The organism is Arthrobacter sp. Y81 (assembly GCF_002929335.1).
Lineage (GTDB): Bacteria > Actinomycetota > Actinomycetes > Actinomycetales > Micrococcaceae > Arthrobacter.
Genome location: NZ_PJIL01000007.1, coordinates 197,622 through 219,954 on the forward strand (window position 1 = coordinate 197,622; position 22,333 = coordinate 219,954).

At 65.6% G+C, this 22,333-nt stretch carries 19 protein-coding genes, 1 tRNA gene and 1 other RNA gene; 9 read left to right on the top strand and 12 right to left on the bottom strand.

What is annotated here, in order from left to right:
- Positions 1 to 10 precede the first annotated feature (10 nt).
- The 8 genes from CXQ91_RS11665 to CXQ91_RS11700 all read right to left on the bottom strand — a co-directional run bounded on the left by CXQ91_RS11665 (position 11) and on the right by CXQ91_RS11700 (position 8,658).
- On the bottom strand, positions 11 to 952 hold the full coding sequence (locus CXQ91_RS11665) for a phosphodiesterase (RefSeq protein ID WP_104174068.1): 942 nt from the start codon (positions 950 to 952) through the stop codon (positions 11 to 13).
- A 195-nt stretch (positions 953 to 1,147) separates the two neighbouring features.
- Positions 1,148 to 2,359, bottom strand: coding sequence for a formaldehyde dehydrogenase, glutathione-independent (gene fdhA / locus CXQ91_RS11670; protein WP_104174069.1), 1,212 nt, complete (start codon positions 2,357 to 2,359; stop codon positions 1,148 to 1,150).
- A 306-nt stretch (positions 2,360 to 2,665) separates the two neighbouring features.
- Entirely contained in the window at positions 2,666 to 3,787 is a 1,122-nt protein-coding gene (locus CXQ91_RS11675; RefSeq protein WP_104174070.1) for an ABC transporter ATP-binding protein, read from the bottom strand.
- An 11-nt stretch (positions 3,788 to 3,798) separates the two neighbouring features.
- Positions 3,799 to 4,626 carry an ABC transporter permease gene (locus CXQ91_RS11680; protein ID WP_104174071.1) on the bottom strand — a complete coding sequence of 276 codons (828 nt, stop codon included), beginning with the start codon at positions 4,624 to 4,626 and terminating at the stop codon, positions 3,799 to 3,801.
- Positions 4,613 to 5,500 carry an ABC transporter permease gene (locus tag CXQ91_RS11685; RefSeq protein ID WP_104174072.1) on the bottom strand — a complete coding sequence of 296 codons (888 nt, stop codon included), beginning with the start codon at positions 5,498 to 5,500 and terminating at the stop codon, positions 4,613 to 4,615. The genes CXQ91_RS11680 and CXQ91_RS11685 overlap by 14 nt, the downstream gene beginning before the upstream one ends.
- A 1-nt stretch (position 5,501) precedes the next feature.
- Positions 5,502 to 6,539: an extracellular solute-binding protein gene (locus CXQ91_RS11690; protein WP_181038858.1), complete on the bottom strand. Its 1,038-nt coding sequence runs from the start codon at positions 6,537 to 6,539 to the stop codon at positions 5,502 to 5,504.
- 399 nt (positions 6,540 to 6,938) lie between these two features.
- Positions 6,939 to 7,424 carry a glutathione peroxidase gene (locus CXQ91_RS11695; RefSeq protein WP_104174074.1) on the bottom strand — a complete coding sequence of 162 codons (486 nt, stop codon included), beginning with the start codon at positions 7,422 to 7,424 and terminating at the stop codon, positions 6,939 to 6,941.
- Positions 7,425 to 7,521: 97 nt separating this feature from the next.
- On the bottom strand, positions 7,522 to 8,658 hold the full coding sequence (locus CXQ91_RS11700) for a peptidoglycan DD-metalloendopeptidase family protein (RefSeq protein WP_258073944.1): 1,137 nt from the start codon (positions 8,656 to 8,658) through the stop codon (positions 7,522 to 7,524).
- Between the two features lie 440 nt (positions 8,659 to 9,098).
- On the opposite strand from CXQ91_RS11700, the gene CXQ91_RS11705 reads away from it, so the two are divergent.
- Positions 9,099 to 10,010, top strand: a complete 912-nt coding sequence (locus CXQ91_RS11705) for an oxygenase MpaB family protein (protein ID WP_104174075.1) — start codon at positions 9,099 to 9,101, stop codon at positions 10,008 to 10,010.
- A 49-nt stretch (positions 10,011 to 10,059) separates the two neighbouring features.
- Here the strand turns inward: CXQ91_RS11705 and CXQ91_RS11710 are convergent.
- Positions 10,060 to 10,144, bottom strand: a tRNA-Ser gene (locus CXQ91_RS11710).
- A gap of 416 nt (positions 10,145 to 10,560) precedes the next feature.
- Here CXQ91_RS11710 and CXQ91_RS11715 point away from each other — a divergent pair.
- The 6 genes from CXQ91_RS11715 (at position 10,561) to CXQ91_RS11740 (ending at position 17,092) form a co-directional block, all read left to right on the top strand.
- On the top strand, positions 10,561 to 10,887 hold the full coding sequence (locus CXQ91_RS11715) for a hypothetical protein (RefSeq protein WP_104174076.1): 327 nt from the start codon (positions 10,561 to 10,563) through the stop codon (positions 10,885 to 10,887).
- Positions 10,888 to 10,946: 59 nt separating this feature from the next.
- Positions 10,947 to 11,043: signal recognition particle sRNA small type (gene ffs / locus CXQ91_RS11720), an RNA gene on the top strand.
- Between the two features lie 51 nt (positions 11,044 to 11,094).
- On the top strand, positions 11,095 to 14,274 hold the full coding sequence (locus CXQ91_RS11725) for a DNA polymerase III subunit gamma and tau (RefSeq protein ID WP_104174077.1): 3,180 nt from the start codon (positions 11,095 to 11,097) through the stop codon (positions 14,272 to 14,274).
- Between the two features lie 137 nt (positions 14,275 to 14,411).
- Positions 14,412 to 15,011, top strand: coding sequence for a recombination mediator RecR (recR, locus tag CXQ91_RS11730; RefSeq protein WP_104174078.1), 600 nt, complete (start codon positions 14,412 to 14,414; stop codon positions 15,009 to 15,011).
- 21 nt (positions 15,012 to 15,032) lie between these two features.
- Positions 15,033 to 15,653 (top strand): GNAT family N-acetyltransferase, encoded by a 621-nt coding sequence (locus CXQ91_RS11735; protein WP_104174079.1) that lies wholly within the window; start codon positions 15,033 to 15,035, stop codon positions 15,651 to 15,653.
- Between the two features lie 80 nt (positions 15,654 to 15,733).
- Complete coding sequence (locus CXQ91_RS11740; protein ID WP_104174080.1) at positions 15,734 to 17,092, top strand: aspartate kinase; 1,359 nt, start codon at positions 15,734 to 15,736, stop codon at positions 17,090 to 17,092.
- Between the two features lie 98 nt (positions 17,093 to 17,190).
- Here the strand turns inward: CXQ91_RS11740 and CXQ91_RS11745 are convergent, their stop codons facing one another.
- Both CXQ91_RS11745 and CXQ91_RS11750 read right to left on the bottom strand, forming a co-directional pair.
- On the bottom strand, positions 17,191 to 17,373 hold the full coding sequence (locus CXQ91_RS11745) for a hypothetical protein (RefSeq protein WP_104174145.1): 183 nt from the start codon (positions 17,371 to 17,373) through the stop codon (positions 17,191 to 17,193).
- Positions 17,374 to 17,518: 145 nt separating this feature from the next.
- Positions 17,519 to 17,746: a hypothetical protein gene (locus CXQ91_RS11750; RefSeq protein WP_104174081.1), complete on the bottom strand. Its 228-nt coding sequence runs from the start codon at positions 17,744 to 17,746 to the stop codon at positions 17,519 to 17,521.
- Between the two features lie 80 nt (positions 17,747 to 17,826).
- On the opposite strand from CXQ91_RS11750, the gene CXQ91_RS11755 reads away from it, so the two are divergent.
- Positions 17,827 to 18,342 (top strand): MarR family winged helix-turn-helix transcriptional regulator, encoded by a 516-nt coding sequence (locus CXQ91_RS11755; protein WP_104174082.1) that lies wholly within the window; start codon positions 17,827 to 17,829, stop codon positions 18,340 to 18,342.
- A gap of 40 nt (positions 18,343 to 18,382) precedes the next feature.
- Here CXQ91_RS11755 and CXQ91_RS11760 read toward each other — a convergent pair whose 3' ends face one another.
- A complete protein-coding gene (locus tag CXQ91_RS11760; protein WP_104174083.1) occupies positions 18,383 to 21,460 on the bottom strand; it encodes a S8 family serine peptidase in 3,078 nt (1,025 codons plus the stop codon).
- Between the two features lie 314 nt (positions 21,461 to 21,774).
- On the opposite strand from CXQ91_RS11760, the gene CXQ91_RS11765 reads away from it, so the two are divergent.
- Entirely contained in the window at positions 21,775 to 22,329 is a 555-nt protein-coding gene (locus CXQ91_RS11765) for an SSI family serine proteinase inhibitor (protein WP_104174084.1), read from the top strand.
- Positions 22,330 to 22,333 lie beyond the last annotated feature (4 nt).

Sequence of the window (22,333 nt, forward strand, 5' to 3'; positions counted from 1 at the left end):
CTGCCCAGCCTCAGCCGCCCACTCGGATCATGGGGATGCTCTGTGTGGGCGGGTGCCCTTGCGTTTTGGCCTTCCGCGGAATCCGGACGCCGGCCGCTGCCAGCCGCCGCTGGGTTTCGGCCGCGGTCACGACCTCGCCCACTGCTGCTGCGCTGCCGACGGGAACAACGGAATGGACGATCGTGTGCTCGTAAACGTGCACGAGGTTGAAGGCCTGGCCTCCGTCGCGGGGCCGGGTGCCGCCCACAGGTACGTTCAGGTCCTGGGTGTAGCAGGTGGCGGAGGCCACCGATACGGGAATGCCGGCGAAGCTGGCTGTGGTGGAGTAATGCAGGTGTCCGGCCAGGATGGTGCGGACATCAGAGTTACGCAGGACCGCAGCCAGGGCCGCCTGGCCGCGTAGCTCCACGAGGACAGCCAGGTCCAGCACGGAAGGCACCGGAGGATGGTGCAGCGCCAGGATGGTGCCGTCCGGCGCGGGCGTCTCCAGCTCCGCGGCAAGCCATGCCAACTGCGCCTCGCTGAGCTCACCGTGGTGAAATCCCGGCACCGAGGTGTCCAGCGTGATCACCCGCAGGCCGTTGACGAAGTAGCTGTGGTCCACCGGCGAATCGTTTCCGGTCTGGTCGAGAAGCCCGGTGCGGAAGTTCTCACGGTCGTCGTGGTTTCCCATGGCCCAGATGACCTGGGCGTTCATCGCCTTGCAGGCGGGCTCCACGATGGCCCGCAGCTTTGCGTATGCCTCGGGTTCACCCTGGTCCGCCAGGTCGCCGGTGAAAATCACGGCTTCCGGGCGCGCCCCTGAGGCTCTGACTTCCTCAAACAGTTGTTTCAGGCGGGCTTCGCTGTCCACTGCGCCATAAAGATGATCCGGACCTCCCAACAGGTGGGGGTCGCTCAGGTGGAGTAGAAAATGACGCGGCCGGGGGTGTTCGGCCTCGATGAGCTCCATTACTGCCTTCGTGGTTGGTTGGAAGCGGCGCCTCCAGTGTCCCTCTCAGTAATGTCTATCCAATCAGACATTCGGCCAACAATGTGCAAACTCCAGTACGCATGTTGGAAAATTCGGTAATAACGAGTAGTCCGGCGGACACCTACCCGCCTCAGTATGTGTCCGCCGGCGCGTGGTTACTCAGGTACCGGGCGGCTAGCTCAGGTAGCCGTTCGGGTTCAGCACATACTTCGTGGCGGCACCGGCGTCGAATTCGGCGTAGCCCTTGGGCGCGTCCTCCAGGCTGATCGCCTTGGCATTGACGTTCCTGGCGATGTGCACCTTGTCGTGCAGGATGGCCATCATCAGCTGGCGGTTGTACTTCATGACCGGACACTGGCCGGTGGTGAAGCCCAGCGACTTGGCCCAGCCCGTTCCCAGGCTGATCGAGAGCGCACCCTTCTTGGCCGCCTCGTCCACGCCGCCCGGGTCTCCCGTGACATACAGGCCCGGAATGCCCAGTGCGCCGCCGGCAGCCGTGATTTCCATCAGCGAGTTGAGCACCGTGGCCGGGGCCTCCTGCGCTCCGGCACCGTGGCCGCGTGCCTCGAAGCCCACCGCGTCAACGCCGCAATCGACTTCCGGAACGCCCAGGATCTGCTCGATCTGCTCAGCCGGTCCGCCCTTGGTCAGGTCAACGGTCTCGCAGCCGAAGCTGCGTGCCTGCGCGAGCCGCTGCTCGTTCAGGTCGCCAACGATCACTGCCGCGGCACCCAGCAGGTGGGCACTCGTTGCAGCAGCGAGGCCGACGGGGCCCGCGCCCGCAATGTAGACGGTGGACCCCACCCCGACGCCGGCTGTGACGGCGCCGTGGAAGCCAGTGGGGAAGATGTCGGAAAGCATGGCCAGGTCCAGGATCTTCTCGAGGGCCTGGTCCTTGTCCGGGAACTTGAGCAGGTTCCAGTCCGCATAGGGCACCAGGACGTAGTTGGCCTGGCCGCCCACCCAGCCGCCCATGTCGACGTAGCCGTAGGCGCTTCCCGGCCGGTCCGGATTGACGTTGAGGCAGATTCCGGTCTTGCGTTCCTTGCAGTTCCGGCAGCGGCCGCAGGCGATGTTGAAGGGGACGGAACAGATGTCCCCCACTTTGATGAATTCGACGTCGGGGCCCACTTCCACCACCTCGCCGGTGATTTCGTGGCCGAGCACGAGGTCCGGCGGCGCCGTGGTGCGCCCGCGCACCATGTGCTGGTCGGAGCCGCAGATGTTGGTGGCGACCGTTTTGAGGATGACGCCATGGCGCACAGAACGGCCGACGTTGGCGGGGTTGACGCCCGGGCCGTCCTTGAGTTCGAAGCTGGGATAGTCAATGTCGATCAGTTCGACTTTGCCCGGTCCCTTGTAGGCAACGGCTTTGTTCCCTGTCATCTCTTTCCTCCTGGCTTCACGGGCACCCAGACGGATGCCCTGCTGTGATTCACGAAGTACTGATGCGCCCTCCCCTGGCCGGCATGAGCCGGCCGTACCATCCTGCGATGCTGCGCCGTCAAAGCCGCGCAGCAGGGTTGCGGGAAGCCGGAGGGTCCGGCCAGTCTAGGCCTGGGAGATGGTGCGTAACAGGGACCAAGGTCCCGCCTATGCAGTTGGCCGGACCACGGCGGCGGATGACCCGGACAGGCCGCTCCGCCGCCGTGCTTCCAAAACCGTGCAAACAGTGCTTCCAGACGGTCCGGCCTACGACTCCAGGACCAGGAGCTGGGCTTTGTCCGCGTCCCAGCGGACCCATACTTCGCCCTCCGGCGCGAAACGGGCGGCGGAGTCGGAGCTCAGCTCACGCAGCTGAAGGTCATGGCCGCCGGCAGTTAGCCGGTGACGCACCGTGGCGCCAAGGTTCGTGGACGTCACCAGCTTTGCGGCGCAGCCGTTGCCTGCCACGGCTGCGGAGCTGAATTTGAGGTGCTCGGGACGAATGGAGACGGCGTAATTCTCACCCTGTGCCCCGCGGTCGCGCACACGGGCGCGGCCCAGTCCGCCAAGATCCACCACAGCCTCGTCGCCGGTGCGCTCTACAACGGTGCAGGGAATCAGGTTGGTGTCGCCGAGGAAGCTGGCCACCCAGTCCGTGAGCGGGTGGTTGTAGACATCGTCCGGCGCCCCGGACTGGACAATCTTCCCGTCCCTCATCACCACGATCCGGTCGGACATTGCCATCGCCTCGTCCTGGTCATGTGTCACGAACAGCACGGAGATGCCCAGGCTCTTCTGCAGTGTCTTGATTTCCTCCTGCATCTGCTCCCGGAGCCGCTTGTCCAAGGCGGCCATGGGCTCATCCAACAGCAGGGCGGCGGGGTTGAATACCAGCGCCCGGGCCAGCGCCACCCGTTGCTGTTGCCCGCCGGAAAGCTGGCGGGGCTTACGGTCTCCCATTTTGCCCAGGCCCACCCTGTCCAGGGCATCCACGGCGCGCTGGCGCCGTTCCGTGCGGGGCACTTTGCGCATGCGGAGGGCAAATTCCACGTTTTCCAGGGCACTCATGTGCGGGAACAGCGCATAGTTCTGGAAAACAACGCCCAGGTTACGGTCCCGTGGTGGCAGGGTGTCCACCGGTTTGCCGTCGATGAGGACGGACCCGGAGGTGTGGTCCTCGAAGCCCGCCACCATCATCATGGTGGTGGTCTTGCCGGACCCGCTCGGGCCCAGCAGGGTAACGAACTCCCCGGGCTGGACGGTCAGGTCCAACTGGTCCACGGCAACGACGTCCCCGTAGCTCTTCCGGACCTGGCGGAGTTCAATGGCGCCTTGGCCGGCCGGCTTGGCCTGGGGCTTCTGGTGCGCGGAAATCACTGATGTGCTCATCGATTTTTCCTTTAGGTTTGGGCGGGTGCGGCCATCGGCAGCATCCGGGCGGTAGAGCGGCGCCTCAGGACAAACATGACCTGGAGGAGGAGCCCGAAGGTGGCCACGCTGACCAGGAGGGCGGATGAGACCGCGATCTTGGGGGTCAGGTTGAACTGGATGTCCGTGAACATCTTCACGGGGAGGGTGGTGGCGGCCGGCGACTGCATGAACAGGGACATCACGGTCTCGTCAATGGAGACCGAGAACGCGAACAGTGCCCCGGAAATCAGTCCGGGAAGCATGATCGGCAAATACACGTGCCGGAGGACGGACAGCGGGCCGGCGCCGAGGCTCTGCGCTGACCGCACCAGGGCCGGGTTCAGCCCGGCGAGACTCGCCCGGGTGGTCAGGTACACGTAGGGCGTGGCAATCACGGCATGGGCCAGGCCGATCGGCAGGATGCTGCCCACCATCCCGATGGCTATGAAGAACTGGTAGAACGCCAGCGCCAGCACCACTGTGGGCACGATCATCGGTGCCAGGATCAGCCCCACCACAGCGGGCTGGCCCGTGAACTTGCGCCCGTGCATGCCGATGGCCGCGGTGGCGCCTAGCAGGACTCCGATGACGACGGCGATACCGGCCGATTGGAGGCTGGCAGTCAAGGCGGAGGTCCAAGCCTTGTCGGCAAAGAATCCCGCTACCGCAGCGAAGGACAGCCCTTCGGGCGGAAAGGTGATGTACCGGCTGTCGTTGAGCGCCACAGGCACCACGATCGCCGTCGGGATCACCAGAAACAGGAAGATCGGCAGGGAAAGCAGCGCCACCAGGCGGTGCTTTGGGCTAGTTGTCTTCATGTTGGCCTCCTGCTTTGAGTACGCGCTGGTAAACCGCCACCAGGATGCTGACCATGACCGTCAGGACCACCGCCAGGGCCGCGGCTCCGGAGAAGTCCGTCAGTTGGCGTGCGTAGTAGTCAATCTGGTTCGCGATCATCATGTCGCCGGGTCCGCCCATGACCACGGGCGTAATGAAGAAACCGGTGCTGATGATGAAGACCAGCAGGCCTGCGGCCGAGACGCCCGGGGCGCTGAGCGGCAACGTGATCCGGCGGAACACGGAGGCCTCCGTGGCCCCGAGGGAGCGCGCCGCCAGGCCAAGTCTGTCGTCTATTGATGTCAGTGACGAGAAGATCGGGAACACCGCATACGGGAGGAGGCAGTGGACCATTCCCACGATGACGGCGAACCGGTTGTGGAGGAGTTCCACCGGCGCGTCGGTCAGGCCTATGCCCCGAAGGAAGGCATTGATGATGCCGTTGTCCTGCAGCAGCACGGCCCAGGCGAAGTTCTTCACCAAAATGCCGGTCCAGAAGGGCAGCAGTACGACGGCGAAGAGGACAACGCGCATGACGTTGCCGGCGTTGCAGAGCACCACCGCAATGACGTAGCCCAGGGCCACGGTGACCAGGGTGGACGCGAGGCTGATGGTCAGCGTGTTCACCAGTGAGCGGACGACCAGCGGATCTTCCAGCACCCGCTGGTAGGCGTTGTCAGCGAAGCTGGACGCCACAAGCTTTCCAAGCGGCGTCAGGAACAGGACGACGTCGAAAACGAGGATCGGTGCCAGCAGCAGCCACCATCCGGTTCTCCGGCGCTTCGGCGCCGCTCCCGCGGGCGAGGGGTTATCCCGGCCTTTGGGCCGGGTCCTTGGCAGAGTAGCGGTGCTCATGTCAGCTGGCCTGCCACAGCTTGAACTGCTGCTCGGTCTTCTTCAGGTTCTGGGACCACCACTTGTCGTCCCGGACAAGGATCTTGTCTGCGAGGCGCGGGCTGGTGGGCAGCGTGTCGGCAATTTCCTTGGGCAACTTGGAAAGGGCAGGCGTGTTGGCGAGCGTCAGGTTGGTGACCTTGTCGAAGGCCGCTCCCGCCTCGGCATCGTTGGACATGAAGTTCATCAGCTTAAACGCCGCTTCCTTGTTCTTTGCCCCCTTCGGCACCACAAAGTAATCTCCGGCCAGCACTGCATTCTCGGCCGAGAAGTTCAGTTTGGCGCCGTCAGTGCGGGCGGCATTGATCCGGTTATTGAAGCTGGTGGAGAGTGAAACCTCTCCGGAGGTGAGCTGCTGGATGGGCTCCTGGTTCGCTGCGTGGTAGAGCAGGCGGTCCTTGCCCGGGTGGTGGCCCAGAACGCGCAGGGCACGGTCCACGTCCAGCGGGTAGATCTTGTCGAACGGGACTCCATCCGCCAACAGCGCCGCCTCGAGGACGGAGCTGTCGGAGAGTTGGTTGTAGACCGAACGCTTGGTGTTGTACATGTCCTGATCGAAGAACTGGGCCCAGTCTTTTGGCGCCTTGGCATCAGGGATGACGTTCTGGTCCCAGGCCATGACAAACAGGAAGCTCAGGTACTTGATGCCGTATTCGGCCTTTGCGTACCCGGGCAGTCCCTTGTCGCTGATGATGTCGTAGTCGAACTTTTCCAGCAGGCCTTCGGCCACGGCCGTTTCGTACTCGGGAGCGGTGATTTCCACCAGGTCCCACTGCACGTCGCCGGACTGAACCTGCGCCTTGAGCGCGGCCAGGCTGGTGTTGGCCAACAACGTGGGCTGGATGCCGGTCTGCTTGGCGAACGGGTCAAGGATGGTCTGGGTCAGCTGGTCATTGTACGAACCGCCATAGGACGTGACGGTCACGGTCTTGTTGGCCGCGGCGCTGTCGGCGGGCTTGGACCCACAGCCGGACAATGCCAGGCCTGCAAACGGCGCCATTGCCGCTGCCTTGAGGATTTGCCTGCGGTCAAGAACTGGGGAACGGAAATCTTTCATGGCGGAACTGCCTCTCATTGGCGCCAGCCATCCCGGCACGCCAAAGGAAGGCGTGCCGGGATGGCTGGCGTGGTGCGGGGTCCTGATCCCTCATCAGCATTGCGGGGACCGACGGCAGCGGTTCGCGCAACGCCGTCCATCACCGAACCGGCCGGATGGATCTCAAACTCAGCCGTCAAGCGGCCGTTGGGGTGCCGCAACTCTAACTGTGAAGTTGCTCACTAGTCAACGGCTGTAGTGCCTTAATAAACAAAGCATGTATTCTCGGCTGCCTCGCGGGAGCAAAAAAGCCCCGGCACAATGTGCCGGGGCTCTTCCGTTGGATGGATCGTTGGCCTTCCCTCAGGCGAGGGCATCCTCAATGGCCGCAATGACCTCTGGTGAGTCGGGCTCCACCGTGGGGGCGAAGCGCGCCACTACCGCGCCGTCGCGGTTGACCAGGAACTTCTCGAAGTTCCATTTGACCAGGCCGGGCAGCGGGCCGTTCTTGAACCGGGTGAGCTCGGCATAGAGCGGGTGCTGGTCCTTGCCGCGGACGTTCGCCTTGGCGGTGAGCGGGAAGGTCACGCCGAAATTGCGTTGGCAGAATTCGGCGATTTCGGCGTCATTTCCCGGTTCCTGCCCGGCGAACTGGTTGCAGGGCACACCCAGGATCTCAAAACCCTGGTCCCGGAACTTCCCGTAGAGCAGTTCGAGGCCGGCGTACTGGGGCGTAAAGCCGCATTGGGAGGCCACATTGACCACCATCACCACGTTCCCCTTGAAACGGCCAAAATCGGTCTCCGTTCCGTCGTTCAGTGTCAGCGGAATGGCGTAAAGGGAATTCACGGAGGGCTTCCTTAGAAATGGGTCACGGCTGTCATTTATGGACAACGGCCAGGCGTACGGGTTCGTGCCCTCGCGAAAGTTTGTTCCGGGCTTTATGTCACGGCGTGGGGGTGGCCGTGCCCGTCGGGGTCGGTGCCGGCTGGCTGTCAGTGGGCTCAGGAGCGGTGCCGGGTTCGGTGGTCATCGTGGCAGTGGGTTCCGGTACAGGGGCCCCGGCCGGCTCCTGTATCGGCTCCTGTGTTGGCTCGGCGGTTGGCTCGGCGGTTGGCTCCGCCGTGGAGGTAACCGTCGGTGCGAACGTCGGAGTGGGGGTCGGCGTCGCAGTGGGCGTGGTCGGCGCGGCAGATCCCGTCTGCGGCGGCGTAGCTGTTGTCGTCGCAGACGGCGTCGCGGTCGCCGTCGGCGTCTGCGTGGCGGTCGCCGTCGGACTCCCCGGTGTTGTCGGGGAAGCGGAAGCGCTCGGCGTCGCAGTCGCGGTGGACGACGGCGTCTGCGTCGCCGTTGCCGACGGCGTCCCTGTCGCCGTCGCGGACGGCGTTCCCGGGACGGGCGCCTCCGTCTCCCCGCCCGTCACCGTATGCGAGTTGTCTGCAGACACGGGGATGGCCCACGTCGGGTCTCCTGCGGGGGCATTCGTACCGGGTGCGTAGCTGATCATGTCGATGTTCCCGAGCTGGTCCAGCTGTTTGATGGGCAGGAGCTTCCACTCGAGCGGGTTGGCATGGACTCCGTTGCGGATGGTTTCGAAATGCAGATGGCACCCCGTGGACGAACCGGTGGTGCCAACTTTCGCGATGACTTCGCCCACCTGGACGGAGTCCCCCTTCTTGACGGCGATGCCTTCCAGATGGTTGTAGGTGGTGATCAGCCCGTTGCCGTGGTCGATTTCCACGCGGTTGCCGCCGCCCCAGGGGTGCCAGCCGACGGCCCGGACCACACCGGCGTCGGCCGCGTAGACCCTTGTGCCGCACGCGGCCGCGAAGTCCTGGCCCCAGTGGAACTCCCCCGCGGTGCCGGTCAACGGGCTGACCCGGAGGCCGAAGCCCGAGGTTTCGTTCAGCACTTCGAGCGGCGCCATCAGCGAGCCGGCCGGGGGGCGCCTCAGTTCGTCGGAGGCAACGTTCAGTTCGTGCTTGCCGCTCCTGGAAGTGGTCCGGATATCACTGCGGCTGAAGGAGAGCAGGGCATTGGCATTCGCAGAAATGCTTTCGGGGGCAATACCCAGCGGTTTCATGAAAGCGCTCGGCCAGGAGGATGCCATTGCCGGACCGCCCACTGCGGCCTGTTCAGAGGCTGAAGCGACCACAGCCGGCGGCGCAGAGGCAGGTCCTTGGAGGCCAAAAGCGATCACGCCAAGCGTCGAGGCCGCGCAGACGCCGAGTAGCCGCGCGGCGGCTAGGCAAGGCCTGGCGGGATGTTCCTCGTGTCCATATCCCCAGTGATTTCCCACGTGCTGACTCCTGCGATAGGCCCGCCAGACCCCAATCTCGACGGACTTACGTTTCCTATGGGACCACAGCGCCATTACCTCTGGGAACCCCCAACGCTGATCCCGTTCGGGCGCTCCCGCGGAATTCCGGCGTTGCGGGCCAGAATTCCCAGCCTGCTCACAGCTCCCGGGCGTTGCGGACCCGCCCGCAGTTCCGTTCCCGGCCGCGTGCGAGAGAATAAAGCATGCGCAATGTCCTCAGGGATTGGCAGGCCGAGCTCAAGCAAACTCTTACCGGATCCAGGGACGCAGTGCCTGGCTGGGTGCCCCGGCTGGAAGAGGGCGACGACGCCGGATATCACCTTCCGGGGTCCGCCGTCTGGGCTGTCCATGGGTCGATGACAACCATCGTGGCTGGCATCCGCGCGCTCCTGATGCAGGCCCTGCACCCGGGCGCCCTCGCCGGCGTCTATGATCACTCGCGGTTCCGCGAAGATCCCTTGGGACGGCTTGCCGGAACCATCCGGTGGATCTTCACCGTGTCCTATGGCTCCACGGACGCGGCGCATGAGGCGTCCGACTGGGTACTGCGGCTGCACGAGTCGGTGCGCGGCGAGTATGTGGACGGCCATGGCGTCGCCCGGAGCTACTCAGCCAACGACCCCGAACTGCTCCGGTGGGTGCACATCGCGTTTACGGACGCATTCCTCTCCGCCCACAAAATCTGGGGCCGGCCCATCCCCGGCGGACCGGATGCCTACGTCCGCGAGTGGGCACAGGCCGGCCGGCTGATGGGAGTGGACTCGCCCCCGCTCAGCGAAGCGGAGATGCGGCAACAGCTGGACAGCTGGTACGACGACGGCGACCTCCGCTCCGATGAGAGGGCCGCCGAGATCGTGGCGTTCATCCGCAACCCGCCGCTTCATCCTTCGCTGCGTCGCGGCTACAGGATGCTGTTTGCCGCCGCTGTTTCCAGCCTCGAACCGAAATACCGGGACATGCTGGGACTCCGGACGCCGCGGCTGGGGCCCTTTCCGCTTCCGGTGCGGCTCGGCACCAAAGTGGCTCTCGCCGTCGTCCGTGTGGCTCTGGGAAGGGTTGGGCAAAGTGAACAGGCCGCGAGGCGGCGCCTTCGCCGGCTGGGGTTTGAAGCCTAGTCGGGGCCGGAACGCAAAAAGGCCCCGGTCCAAGGACCGGGGCCAAACGCGGAGAATGGGGGATTTGAACCCCCGAGGGCGTTAACCCAACACGCGTTCCAGGCGTGCGCCATAGGCCGCTAGGCGAATTCTCCAGTAGCTTCTGAATCAAAAGCAGATACTAGAATACCTGAACTTTTCGGCATCACCCAATTGGGCCTAATTGCGCGTTACGTCACCGCATTCAGCGGCCGCCCGCGGGCACGGGTTCCGCGGGCTGGCGCGCCCGTGAGTCACGCCAAGAAAGTGCCCACGAAAAATGCCCTTAACGTCAAAATGGACGCCCCCAATGCGCCCACTCCTCCGGAACACCGTTGAGCTGCCGGGTCCGGCCCTCGCGCCAGGCCCTGCAGCTCACAACCTTGAGCTCAAGTTGAGATTGCCCCAATCGGTGTACATATCCATGGTCCGCCTTGGGCCGATGATAAGCAAGGGTTGCTACTTGAATATCGGCGGACCGTTACTTAGTTGTGCTGCTATCCGTTCCTTCAGTTACTGGGAGGATGGGCCTATGACGCCGCTCCACGCCCTGGTGACCTACGTTCCCGCCGATCACGCGGAGGCGGTTCTTACTGCGTTGGGCGATGCCGGCGCGGGACGGATCGGCAACTATTCGCACTGCGCATTCACTGCCCCGGGCACCGGCCGGTTCACGCCCCTCACCGGGTCCCGTCCTTTCATCGGAGCGGTGGGCCAAGGCGAACAGGTGCCGGAAGTAAGGATCGAATGCGTCGTGGAGGCAGGACTGCTCAATGCAGTGGTTCTTGCCCTGCGTTCCGCCCACCCCTACGAGGAACCGGCGCTGATGAGCTGGGAAGTGAACGGGCACCGCTCCTGACGGAACACAGGCCCTCCGCAGCCGGTTCGGGGCACACGAAATCATCGGGTAAACTCATTGACGGCCCCTCATGTGGCGTCATCCTGTTGAACTCCCCCAGGACCGGAAGGTAGCAAGGGTAAATGGGCTCTGGCGGGTGCATGGGGGGTCTTTACTATTCCCCCACAGGGCGGCAAATTGTCAGCCCGGATTGGTAGGGTTTTCTCTGTGAGTGTTACAACCGCCCTTTATCGCAGATACCGTCCAGACTCGTTTGCTGACGTTATCGGGCAGGAACATGTCACGGAGCCGCTGATGACGGCGCTGCGAAAGAACCGCGTCAACCACGCCTACCTGTTCTCCGGTCCGCGCGGCTGCGGAAAGACCACCTCGGCCCGCATCCTGGCCCGCTGCCTGAACTGCGCCGAGGGCCCCACAGACACTCCCTGCGGCAAGTGCCCCAGCTGCGTTGAACTGGCCCGCGGCGGCTCGGGATCCCTCGACGTAATCGAGATCGACGCCGCCAGCCACGGTGGCGTCGACGACGCCCGCGACCTTCGCGAACGCGCCACGTACGCCCCCGTCCGGGACCGCTACAAGATCTTCATCATCGACGAAGCCCACATGGTCACATCCGCCGGCTTCAACGCACTGCTCAAGATCGTGGAAGAGCCGCCGGAACACATCAAGTTCATCTTCGCCACCACGGAGCCGGACAAGGTGATCGGCACCATCCGTTCGCGGACCCACCACTATCCGTTCCGGCTGGTACCGCCCGAGCCCCTCATGGCGTACCTTGAGCTGCTCTGCAACCAGGAAAACGTTCCCGTGGCCCCCGGAGTGCTGTCCCTGGTCATCCGGGCCGGTGGCGGTTCGGTCCGGGACTCGCTCTCCGTCCTGGACCAGCTGATGGCCGGTGCCGGCCCCAACGGGCTGGACTATGAACTTGCCGTGGCACTCCTGGGCTACACCCACGCGTCCCTGCTGGACGACGTCGTGGAAGCCGTGGCCGCCTCGGACGCCGCTACCGTCTTCCGCGCAGTGGACCGCGTCATCCAGACCGGCCACGATCCCCGCCGCTTCGTCGAGGATCTCCTCGAACGCTTCCGCGACCTCATCATCGTCCAGGCCATGCCTGAAAGCGCCCAGTCAATCCTGCGCGGCATGCCGGCCGACCAGATAGCGCGCCTGCAGAACCAGGCGCACAACCTTGGCGCAGCCGAGCTCTCCCGCGCTGCAGACGTCACCAACACCGCCCTCACGGAGATGACGGGCGCAACGTCGCCGCGGCTCCACCTGGAGCTGCTGTGCGCCCGTATCCTCCTCCCCAGCTCTGAGCAGACTGAACGCGGTATCGCCGCCCGGATCGACCGTGTTGAGCGACGCCTGAACTACGGCGGCAACGACGTCGGGGCTCCGGCGCCGGCCGCCGCTCCTGCGACTTCCCCGGCACCCGCCTCCGTCCCCGCGGCGGCCGCGGCTTCCGGCCCGGCACCCGCACCTGCCGCCACGCCCGCACCGCCGGTAGCACAGCCGTCAGCGGTTCCCGCGCCCGTTTCTGCGGCACCCGCTTCTGCATCTGTGGCTGCCCCGCCTGCCGCAGCGCCGGCACCTGCTCCCGTGCCGGATGCCCAACCTGCAGCAGCCCGCAGCGAGGCGCCTGCCCGGGAATCCCTCACCCCGCCTCGCGTCTCCACGGCCGACTGGCCCGTTGACGAGCCTGCAGCAGCAAATCGCGGCATGTCCGGCCAGGCCCCCTCCCGTCCGGCGGCTCAGCAACCGGCGGCGGCTCAGCCGGCCCCCGTGGAGCCTGCACTGGCACAATCCGAACGGTCGGCGCAGCCGACGGCGGACAGCCCGGTTCCAGCGGCCGGTCCCGGCGGCGACGTCGAGGTCCTTCGCCGCGCCTGGCCTGACGTCCTGCAGACCCTGAGCAAGATCAAACGCAGCACCTGGGCCCTCGTGGAACCGAATGCCCAGGTGGGCCAGTTCGACGGCCACGTGCTCACTCTGGCCTTCACCACCTCCGGACTCGCCGGCGCCTTCGGACGGGCAGACCACTCCGAAAATCTCCGCCAGGCAATCCATAAAACCGTGGGCATCGACTGCCAGATCAACGCGGTGTCCGGCGGCACCAGCAGCTCAGCGAGCTCTGAGCCAAACCCAAAAGCACCCGCTAGCCGGGAAACTCCGGCGACCCCAAAAACACCCGCCGGCCGGCAAACTCAAGCGACGTCGGCTGACGTTGCCTGGGGCCTTGCCCCTGCGGCTACGGGAGCGGACGCTGCTCCCGGCCGGACGCCTGCACCCGCACCTTCCGACACCCCTGCCCCTCAACCAGGCACGGGCTCAGCGCCTGTACGCGCTGCCGCTGCCGGCTCAGGGTCGGACGACGATGCTGGCACCGCCGTGGCTTCCAGCGCCGCGAACCCGGATCTGCGGCCTGCCCCGGCTGCTCCGTCGTCGCAAGACGACGTTTCCGGTTCCTACAGTTACCCCGACGACGACTGGGGTCCGCCCCTGGACGAAGATGCCCCTCCGATGGAGGAGGAACCGCCCATGGACTGGGCGCCGTCCGCTCCGGCGAAGTCACGTCCGGTCCAGCCCGGCCCTGCGTCGGCCGGCACACCGGCACGTCCGGCCCCTGACGGCCAGCAGTCAAGCCAGCTACCGGCCAAGAAGTCATCCGTAGGCGGCACTCCAGCGGGCGGGACAAGCAATACGACCACCGACGATCCGTGGGCCCGCGCCATGGAAGAGGCGCCCGGCGTCTGGACCGTGGGTGCTGAGTCGAACGTGGGCAAGTCCGTGGAAAACCCGGACATGGCCGGGCAGCCAGCTGAGCCGGAACCCCCGACGCCCCACTACGAGCCTGCTGCAGCCCAGCTCCCCCGGGCCGCCGAGACTCCACAGGACACCCCGCCGCTCCAGTCCGCCGAAGCCCTGCGCCCGGCAGAGATCCGTCAGCCGGTAGGGGCACTCTCCGGTGCGGGCAGTTCCCCTGCGGGGTGGGCACCGTCCGCGCAATACGGTCCCGCAGCGGCGGCCGACCCGTCGGCCACGATGCCAGGCCCCGATGTCCGCAGCGTCGCAGCTGCACCTGCACCGGCGGCGTACGTGTCCCCTGCGCAGGCAGCTCCCGCCCCGGCAGCCACCCCCGGCGCGACGGTGAAGCAGAGCCTGTACCAGCGGCTCTCCAACAGCCCTGAGGCCGAAGCAGGCCGGGCGAAAGCCCCTGCGCGCCAAGCCGAGTCCACCAAGACCTACGTCCAGGACATCCCCAGTGCGGATGACGAAACGATCGAGGAATCGGGCGTCTTTGGACGCGCCGCCGTCGAGCGTATTCTGGGCGGAAAGCTGGTGGAGGAACGGTCCCTGGACGGAAGCCCGCTGCCGCCCCGCTTCTAGCCCGCCGGTCGGGTGGCCTTTCGGCGGAACCCGACCGAGCGGCCTGACGCCGTCGGTCCCCTGCAGCGGACGGACGCCGAAGGCCCAACCCCCACCAACTTGCGATTCAAACAAACGAGTTAACGAACGAGGACATTGTGTACGAAGGTGCAGTTCAAGAGCTGATCGACGAACTTGGCCGCCTTCCCGGCGTGGGGCCCAAGTCCGCCCAACGGCTGGCATTCCACATCCTCGAAGCGGACCCGCAGGATATGAAGCGGCTTGTCGACGCCATCACCACCGTCAAGGAACGCGTGAAATTCTGCACCGTTTGCGGCAACGTCACGGAGCAGGAACTGTGCAACATCTGCCGCGACCCGCGCCGCGATCCGTCTGTCATCTGCGTTGTGGAGGAATCCAAGGACGTCCTGGCTGTTGAGCGCACCCGATCCTTCCGGGGCCGCTACCACGTCCTCGGCGGCGCCATCAATCCCATCGCCGGTGTCGGGCCGGAACAGCTGCGGATCAGGGAGCTCCTTACCCGGCTCAACGACGGCGCCATCCAGGAGATCATCATCGCCACCGACCCCAATCTTGAGGGAGAGGCCACAGCCACCTATCTGGCCAGGATGCTGAAATCAATCGGCATCGCGGTCACCCGGCTTGCCTCCGGCCTGCCGGTGGGCGGCGACCTGGAGTACGCGGACGAGGTCACCCTGGGGCGGGCGTTCGAGGGCCGCCGTAACGCGCTGAGCTGACCCGGCCACCAACGGCAGCCCATGCAACCGATCCCCTCCCTCGTCACGCAACGCCTGGAACTGCGCCCCCTGACGGAATCCGACGCCGTCGCCCTGCGCGGACTCCGGGGTCATCCCGATGCAGTCCGCTATTTGTCGCACCAGGCACTGAGCGCCGTGCAGACCGATCTGCTCCTCGCCGACTTGCTGACCCGGGAGGAACGTTCCACAGCCGATTGGTTCCATATCGGCTGGGCCGTGGTGCTCCGGTCAACGGGCGCGGTGATCGGCGACGGCCGCACGTGGAACACACCGGAACCGCCGCTGCCGGGCAGCCTGCCCGCCCGCCATGCCAGCCTCGGCTACCTTCTCCACCCGGACCACCACGGCAAAGGCTACGGCAGCGAAGCCGCTTCGGCTCTGGTCCGCTGGCTCTTCACCGAAGGCGGCACCGACACCATTTTCGCCGGCGTCTACGAGCCCAACACCGCCTCACGGCGCCTCCTCGAACGCCTCGGCTTCGTCCGGGATCATTACTTCACCGCCACCCAGGACACCCACGGCAAGGCGCTGGCTTCCTGGCGCTACCGCCTGGACCGGGCGGGGTGGAGCGCCGGGCCACCATACGGTCACAATTCAACGCCCCGCGGCTCCCGGCGATAAACTGGGCACATCAGTTACGCCGTCGCGCCGTTAGGTTGCTTGGCCCCGGAACCCCGATTTGATCCAGTGAGGGTGCGCGCATGAGTATGCCCACTACCGAAGTGAAGACCGAAAATCAGCCGCATGTGGTGCCCATCGCCGTTGGCCGCACCAAGCAGCTCATTGTGCAGAAGTTCGGCGGCTCCTCGGTTTCTGACGCGGACGGCATCAAACGGGTGGCAAAGCGTGTAGTTGACGCGCAGAAGGCCGGCAACGAAGTAGTTGTGGTGGTTTCCGCCATGGGCGACACCACCGACGAACTCCTGGACCTTGCCGCGCAGGTCACCGATTCGGCGCCTGCGCGCGAAATGGACATGCTCCTCTCCGCTGGTGAGCGCATCTCCATGGCCCTCGTGGCCATGGCCATCAACAAGCTCGGCGCCTCGGCCCAGTCCTTCACCGGATCACAGGCAGGGATGATCACCGACGGCATCCACGGCAAGGCGCGCATCATCGACGTCGACCCGCACCGGATCCGCACCGCACTGGACAAGGGGCATATCGCCATCGTGGCCGGCTTCCAGGGGATGAGCCGCACCACCAACGAGATCACCACCCTGGGGCGCGGCGGCTCCGATACCACGGCAGTGGCCCTGGCCGCAGCGCTGGACGCTGACGTCTGCGAAATCTACACGGACGTGGACGGTATCTACACCGCGGATCCCCGGGTGGTCGCCTCCGCCCAGAAGATCGACCGTATCTCCAGCGAAGAAATGCTGGAACTGGCCGCTTCCGGCGCCAAGATCCTGCACCTGCGCTGCGTGGAATATGCGCGGCGCTTCGGCGTGCCGCTGCACGTGCGTTCCTCATTCAGCCAGAACGAAGGCACCTGGGTCATGCCCGGAGCCGACGACAAGATCACGACCCAAGAGGGAGTTGCCTTGGAGCAGCCAATCATCTCCGGCGTTGCACACGACCGTTCCGAAGCCAAGGTCACCGTGGTGGGAGTCCCCGACATCCCGGGCAAGGCCGCCGCGATCTTCCAGGTGATCGCCGACGCACACTCCAACATCGACATGATCGTCCAGAACGTCTCCACGCACGGCACGGGCCGGACGGACATCTCCTTCACGCTTCCCATCGTGGAAGGTGCTGACGCGCTCACTGCCCTCCGTGCCGCCCAGCCGGAAATCGGCTTCGAAAGCATCGAATACAACGAGCAGATCGGCAAGCTCTCCCTGATCGGCGCCGGCATGCGTTCACACCCCGGTGTTTCGGCCACATTCTTCAAAGCCCTGTCTGACGCCGGGATCAACATCAACATGATCTCGACGTCGGAAATCCGCATCTCCGTGGTGACGCACGCGGACCTGCTCGACGATGCGGTCCGGGCCATCCACAAGGCATTCGGCCTGGACAGCGAAGACGAAGCAACGGTGTACGGCGGCACCGGCCGCTAAGGCCTCTTAGCTCCGAGCACAAAAAGAACGGCACAGCGGCAGGACCGCTGGGCCGTTCTTTTTTGTGCAGTTCTCTTGAGTGCAGTTCCAGGCGACGGCTACGTGATGTCTTCCTTGCGAACCGCGTAGTGATGGCCCTCGGAATCTGTCTCTACTTCGAAGTGGGCCAGGTCCTCTTCGGAAGCAGCCTCAAAGTCGTCGTGCTTGTGAACAACTGGTGCCGCAGTATCACCCCGCGTGGCTGGTCCGAAGAAGAACCGCAGCTTGTCGGTCTTGCTCATAAACCGCTGAATCGCCTTTGCCACGATCCCCACCCCCTTTCCCTTGCTCGGGTCAAGCAGTGATGCGTTGGCCGGTTGGTGCGTGTGCCCATATTTTACGCCCGCGGACGCAAAAAGGCCCCGGGGTGCGGAACCCTGAAACGGCTTAGCGAAGTGACTTGTCGTCCGGGTTCCGGGGCACCACATACGTGCTGCCGTCCGGCCTGCGCATCGTTTCCCATTGCTGCGACTCCGCTTCGCGGCGGGCAAGGAGGGCCTTGTTCTCGTCGGTCATCTCGTGGCCCAGCGCACTGCGGTTCGCGGGCCCGAAAATGGCCCGGAGCCTGCCTGTGGCGCGCATGAACCTTTGGGCTGCATTTTCCTTGTTGGCCATTGCGGAATCCCTTTCAGAACGGTCGAGTCCAATCCAGTGTACGCTAATCATTAGTCCACTAACGATTGAGGGGAGATCGGATGAACCAGCGCCCGGCCTCGGCCATCGAAGTGTCTGACGAAGACCTCCTGCTGGAGCATCAGCTCTGCTTCGCCCTGACGGTAGCGTCCCGGAGCGTCGTGGGCGCCTACAAACCGGTGCTGGACAAGCTGGCGCTGACCCACCCGCAGTACCTCGTGATGCTCTGCCTGTGGGAGTCCAGCCCGCGCTCGGTCCGCGACATCAGCGACGCCCTGGCCCAGGAGCCCGCCACCATTTCGCCGCTGCTGCGCCGCCTTGAATCGGCCGGGTACATCACCCGCGGCCGCGCCGCCGGCAACGAACGCGCACTGGCCGTCGGGCTCACCCCGAGCGGTGCAGCCCTCCGGCAGCAGGCGACGGCGGTCCCCGGAACCATGATGGAGCGGCTGGGCCTGACCAGGGATGCAGTAGGCCATCTGCACCAAGCCATGATGGACCTGATCGCAGCCACCAAAACCGCAGCCGAACGCGAGGCGGCCGGACCGGGCGCTGCTGGCGCCCAGCCTGGCGCCTAGCCCGGAGTCCCGTCAGCTTCGCGGCTCGCGCATCCGCCGCTCACGGTGCCGTCACAGCGACATTCAGCTGGGTTGACGGTCCCGTGCCGAAGCGGATCACTCCCACCCAGTTGCCTGCCTCAAGCCCGGCCCAGCTGGCAGTGAGCTCGCCGGTGGCGCCGTTTTCAATCGTGAGCGGGTTGGGGCTTACCGTGAGGTTTCCGGCGTCACCGGCTAGGACCATCGCTTCGACGGAAGCTGCCGTTGCCGCGTTGCCGGGGCTGGCGAAGAGGTTGGTGGTCACCTTCCAGTCGCCTGCCACCGGGTCCGCGACGGAGACGGCCTCGTTGGCCGCGGGCGTGGCCCCCGCGTACAGCACACCGGCCGGCGAGACCACGTACAGGTCGAAGTCCGCCGCGGGGTTGGCTGAGATGACCGCGAACCTGGCGAGGGAGGAACCTTCCGGGACGTTGACGACCTGAACGTCATTGGCACCGTCCTTGACCCCGGTGTACGGACCGGGAACCAGGCTGATCGCCGTCGAGTTTGCCTTCGCAAGCCCCCTCACTGCCAACTCGATCGGCTCGGGACTGCCGGACGTCACCGGAATGACAGTGCTGCCGCTTCCGCCGGCGGAAGCGGCATTGACGACAGCCGGTGCCACTGCGGTCACCGACCGGATGGCCACCGGCGAGCGGACAGCCGCCGCATCCGAAGTCCAGGTGAGTGCTCCGCCAACGAATGCGTCCAGGGTGGCACCGGAGTTGGTGAACTGCACCGTGAAAGTGGCCTTCTCGCCTTGTCCAAGGGTCAGCACGTCCGGCGTCACTTCGGCAGCTATTCCCGGAACGTCGACGTCGGCACTGTAGGTTCCGGCAGTCAATGCAGTCACCGTCCGCGTCACCGTTTGGGTGCCGGTGAGCCCGCCAATGGCTATCGACGGCAGATTGACATCCTTGGTGGCCACCGGGGCAACACCCAGCTGATAGCCAAGCCCCTGCAGGAATCCGAGCCAGTCGTTCGGGCCGGCGTCGTACACCAGTCCGGGTGATGCCATCCGGGCAGGATCGACCTGCCCGGCGCCCTGCGCGAAGACGTCGTGAACGGGGGTTCCTTCAGCGTCCACCAGATCGTAGGCCGTCGTCATCATCGCTGATTTCACCGAAGCCGGGGACCACAGGGGGCTCTTGCCCAGCAGCAGGGCGCCGAGCCCGGCGATCTGCGGCGCTGCCATGGATGTTCCGGACAGGAAGCCGAAGTTCTGGCCGTTGGAGCCGATAGGCGAGACAGCAGCCAGGACGCCCACGCCGGGAGCCGCAATGTCCGGTTTCAGGAGGTCGCTGTTGGCTGCCAGCGTGGGTCCACGGGATGAGAAGCCTGCGATCTGCGGTACTGGCGGCGGGTCCAGGCCGGTGGTATCGGTTGATACCAGGCTAGCCGTCAACGCCGCGTCGGCTGCAACCACGTCTTTGATGGCGGGGTCGTCAAGGTGGACCGTCGGAACACTGTGCAGGTCCACGTCCAGCGAGTTGGGCGTCAGGTTGACCAGGACCATTCCAACGCCGCCTGCCTGTGCCACGGCCAGGCTCTTGGCCGTCCGGTCCACCACGCCGCGGTCACAGATCACGATCTTGCCTGCGGTCTTGGCCGGGTCCAGTGTGCCCGGAGCGCACAGGGCCGCATTGGCGTCGGGGGCAGCGGCCAGCTTCACACTGACGGCGAGCGCAATGGGCGCGTCCGTGACTTCAGTCGCCATGATGCTGGCGCCGGCGAACTTGTCTCCGCTGGACAACTCCACCGTGCCGCGGAGGCTGCTGCTGTGGGTGGATGCAGCCACACTGGTCATCCACGGAGCGGCATGGTTCACGGTACTGGCCGTGGGTCCCGAGTTTCCGGCCGAGGCGGCCACGAATATCCCGGCGGCCGCGGCGTTCAGGAAGGCGATCGATACCGGGTCGACGGTGGAGTTGTTGGTGCCGGAGATGGAATAGCTCAGGACGTCGACGCCGTCCCTGATGGCGTCCTCAATGGCCTCCACGCTGCTGGAACCGAAGCAGCCGGTGGTTGCGGGGCTGATGCCCTCCCAGCAGATTTTGTAGATGGCGAGCTTTGCAGCCGGGGCCACCCCCGACCCCTTGCCGAAATCACGGCCGCCAACAGCCTGGCTGACATCGCTGTTACCGGCCGCCGTGCTGGCTGTATGCGAGCCGTGGTTGTTGACGTCGAGCGGCGAGTACGATTCCTTCGGCGAGCGCAGGCCCGGGGGAACGGTTGCCTTGAAGGCTTCGTCGTAGTAGCGGGCGCCGATGACCTTGCTGTTGCACTCAGTTCCGGCGAATTGAACGCCTGCCTCGCAGACCCCTGCGAAGGTGCTCCCGTCCGCCTTCAGCATGGTGATCTGGTTCGTAGCCGACAGATACGGTTCGCCAACCTGCGGGCCTCCCGAGAGCGGCTTCACCTGTCCGCCGGCGAAGTAGGGATTGACCGGGGTGTAGCCCGTATCAAGCACACCCACTACCGTTCCCTTGCCGGCGTTGGCGGCGCCGCCGAAATGTTCGGCCCAGACGCCGTCGGGACCGGGCAGACCCAGGAATTCGGTGCTGGAGTAGTCGATTTTGTAGAGGCTGTCCTTAACGACAGCAAGGACGTTTCCGTCCTTGCTCAACGCATTTGCCTGTTCCGCGGACAGCTCCGCACTGAAGCCGTTCACCGCCAGGGTGTAACTGTCGTCGATGGCCACGCCTTCTTCCGCGGCCAGCTTTGCCTGCTGTGACTCAAGGTGTGCCGCGTAGCGCTGGGACTCAGCGCTGCCGGCGTCGAGCTTCCTGCCGTTGGACACAGCGGTCCCCGGGATTCCATCGACTCCGCCGGTGTAGGCAGCCAGGGGCTTGTCCTTCAGCATCACAATGTAGCGGCCGCCGCCCAGGGACGGTTGATCGTCAACCGGCGAACCGTCCTCAAGCCCAGGCGGATCCGCCTGCGACGCGGGGGACGCCGGATCGGCGGGGTCCGCGGCTGCCCAGGCCGGGGCAGCCAGACCCTGGCCGATCAGCAGGGAAATTCCCAAAGCGACGGCGGCGGCGAGGTGTGCGGCCGGATTTCTACTCTGAGTGCGGGGGCCCACATGCGGGTTAGTCATGACGTACTGCCTCCTAGGTTGTCGGACCGTTGGCGTGACCGGTCCCACGGACTGGAAGTATCCGTCCACGTCGGCGCAACATGGGCGTGAGGCCATACATCCAGTGATGGGAGAAACATACCGGAGTGCGGCTGCGGAATCGAGATGTTCCGGACAGATTTAATCGCCTGGCCCTTGGCGGCCTGATGCCGCCGCCGCGCCCAGCCCGCGGCAACCGCTGCGCCCAGCCCGGGTCCGGGCGGCGCCCAGGCCTAACGGCACGGTCCATCGCCGGGCACCGGCGATAGAATGGACCAAAATGAGGAGGACCGGTAATGCGTAAGGCATGGATTCACGCACTCGTTCTGGTATCCGTTGTCGGCCTCTCCGCTTGCTCGCCGGGCGGCGGCGGTCCCAGCCCTTCGCCCTCGGCCACGACTACGAGCGCCAGCCCGTCCACGGCCACGCCGTCGCCGGACACCGAAACCACTGTCCCGGCTCCTTCTCCTCCCCCCTCCTCGGTGCCTGCCACGGCCGGCCCTGGCAAGGGGAATGCCGAGCTCGCCATCATGGTCAAACCTGCGGAATCGGAACCCGCCCAGAATTTCACGCTGGTGTGCAAGGACGGCGTCCCGACGGCGGAAAGCAAACATCCCACAGCCGCCGCCGCATGCACCGCGCTGAAGGACAACCCCGCCGTACTGAGCCCAGCACCCCGCAAGACGGACCAGGCCTGCACGCAGCAGTACGGCGGCCCGCAGGAGGCCACTGTCACCGGAATCGTCGATGATTCGCCGGTGGACGCTTCCTTTGCCCGCAGGGACGGCTGCGAAATCGGCCTCTGGAATGCGGCTAAGGACGTCCTGGGATCCGCAGGCGGAGCGCCCTAGCCGA

Excerpts from the sequence above, each read along its gene's own strand:
- CXQ91_RS11665 (WP_104174068.1), bottom strand. The coding sequence starts at position 952 with ATGGAGCTCATCGAGGCCGAACACCCCCGGCCGCGTCATTTTCTACTC.
- fdhA (WP_104174069.1), bottom strand. The coding sequence starts at position 2,359 with ATGACAGGGAACAAAGCCGTTGCCTACAAGGGACCGGGCAAAGTCGAA.
- CXQ91_RS11675 (WP_104174070.1), bottom strand. The coding sequence starts at position 3,787 with ATGAGCACATCAGTGATTTCCGCGCACCAGAAGCCCCAGGCCAAGCCG.
- CXQ91_RS11680 (WP_104174071.1), bottom strand. The coding sequence starts at position 4,626 with ATGAAGACAACTAGCCCAAAGCACCGCCTGGTGGCGCTGCTTTCCCTG.
- CXQ91_RS11685 (WP_104174072.1), bottom strand. The coding sequence starts at position 5,500 with ATGAGCACCGCTACTCTGCCAAGGACCCGGCCCAAAGGCCGGGATAAC.
- CXQ91_RS11690 (WP_181038858.1), bottom strand. The coding sequence starts at position 6,539 with ATGGCGCCGTTTGCAGGCCTGGCATTGTCCGGCTGTGGGTCCAAGCCC.
- CXQ91_RS11700 (WP_258073944.1), bottom strand. The coding sequence starts at position 8,658 with ATGAAACCGCTGGGTATTGCCCCCGAAAGCATTTCTGCGAATGCCAAT.
- CXQ91_RS11705 (WP_104174075.1), top strand. The coding sequence starts at position 9,099 with ATGCGCAATGTCCTCAGGGATTGGCAGGCCGAGCTCAAGCAAACTCTT.
- CXQ91_RS11715 (WP_104174076.1), top strand. The coding sequence starts at position 10,561 with ATGACGCCGCTCCACGCCCTGGTGACCTACGTTCCCGCCGATCACGCG.
- CXQ91_RS11735 (WP_104174079.1), top strand. The coding sequence starts at position 15,033 with ATGCAACCGATCCCCTCCCTCGTCACGCAACGCCTGGAACTGCGCCCC.
- CXQ91_RS11740 (WP_104174080.1), top strand. The coding sequence starts at position 15,734 with ATGAGTATGCCCACTACCGAAGTGAAGACCGAAAATCAGCCGCATGTG.
- CXQ91_RS11745 (WP_104174145.1), bottom strand. The coding sequence starts at position 17,373 with ATGAGCAAGACCGACAAGCTGCGGTTCTTCTTCGGACCAGCCACGCGG.
- CXQ91_RS11750 (WP_104174081.1), bottom strand. The coding sequence starts at position 17,746 with ATGGCCAACAAGGAAAATGCAGCCCAAAGGTTCATGCGCGCCACAGGC.
- CXQ91_RS11755 (WP_104174082.1), top strand. The coding sequence starts at position 17,827 with ATGAACCAGCGCCCGGCCTCGGCCATCGAAGTGTCTGACGAAGACCTC.
- CXQ91_RS11760 (WP_104174083.1), bottom strand. The coding sequence starts at position 21,460 with ATGACTAACCCGCATGTGGGCCCCCGCACTCAGAGTAGAAATCCGGCC.
- CXQ91_RS11765 (WP_104174084.1), top strand. The coding sequence starts at position 21,775 with ATGCGTAAGGCATGGATTCACGCACTCGTTCTGGTATCCGTTGTCGGC.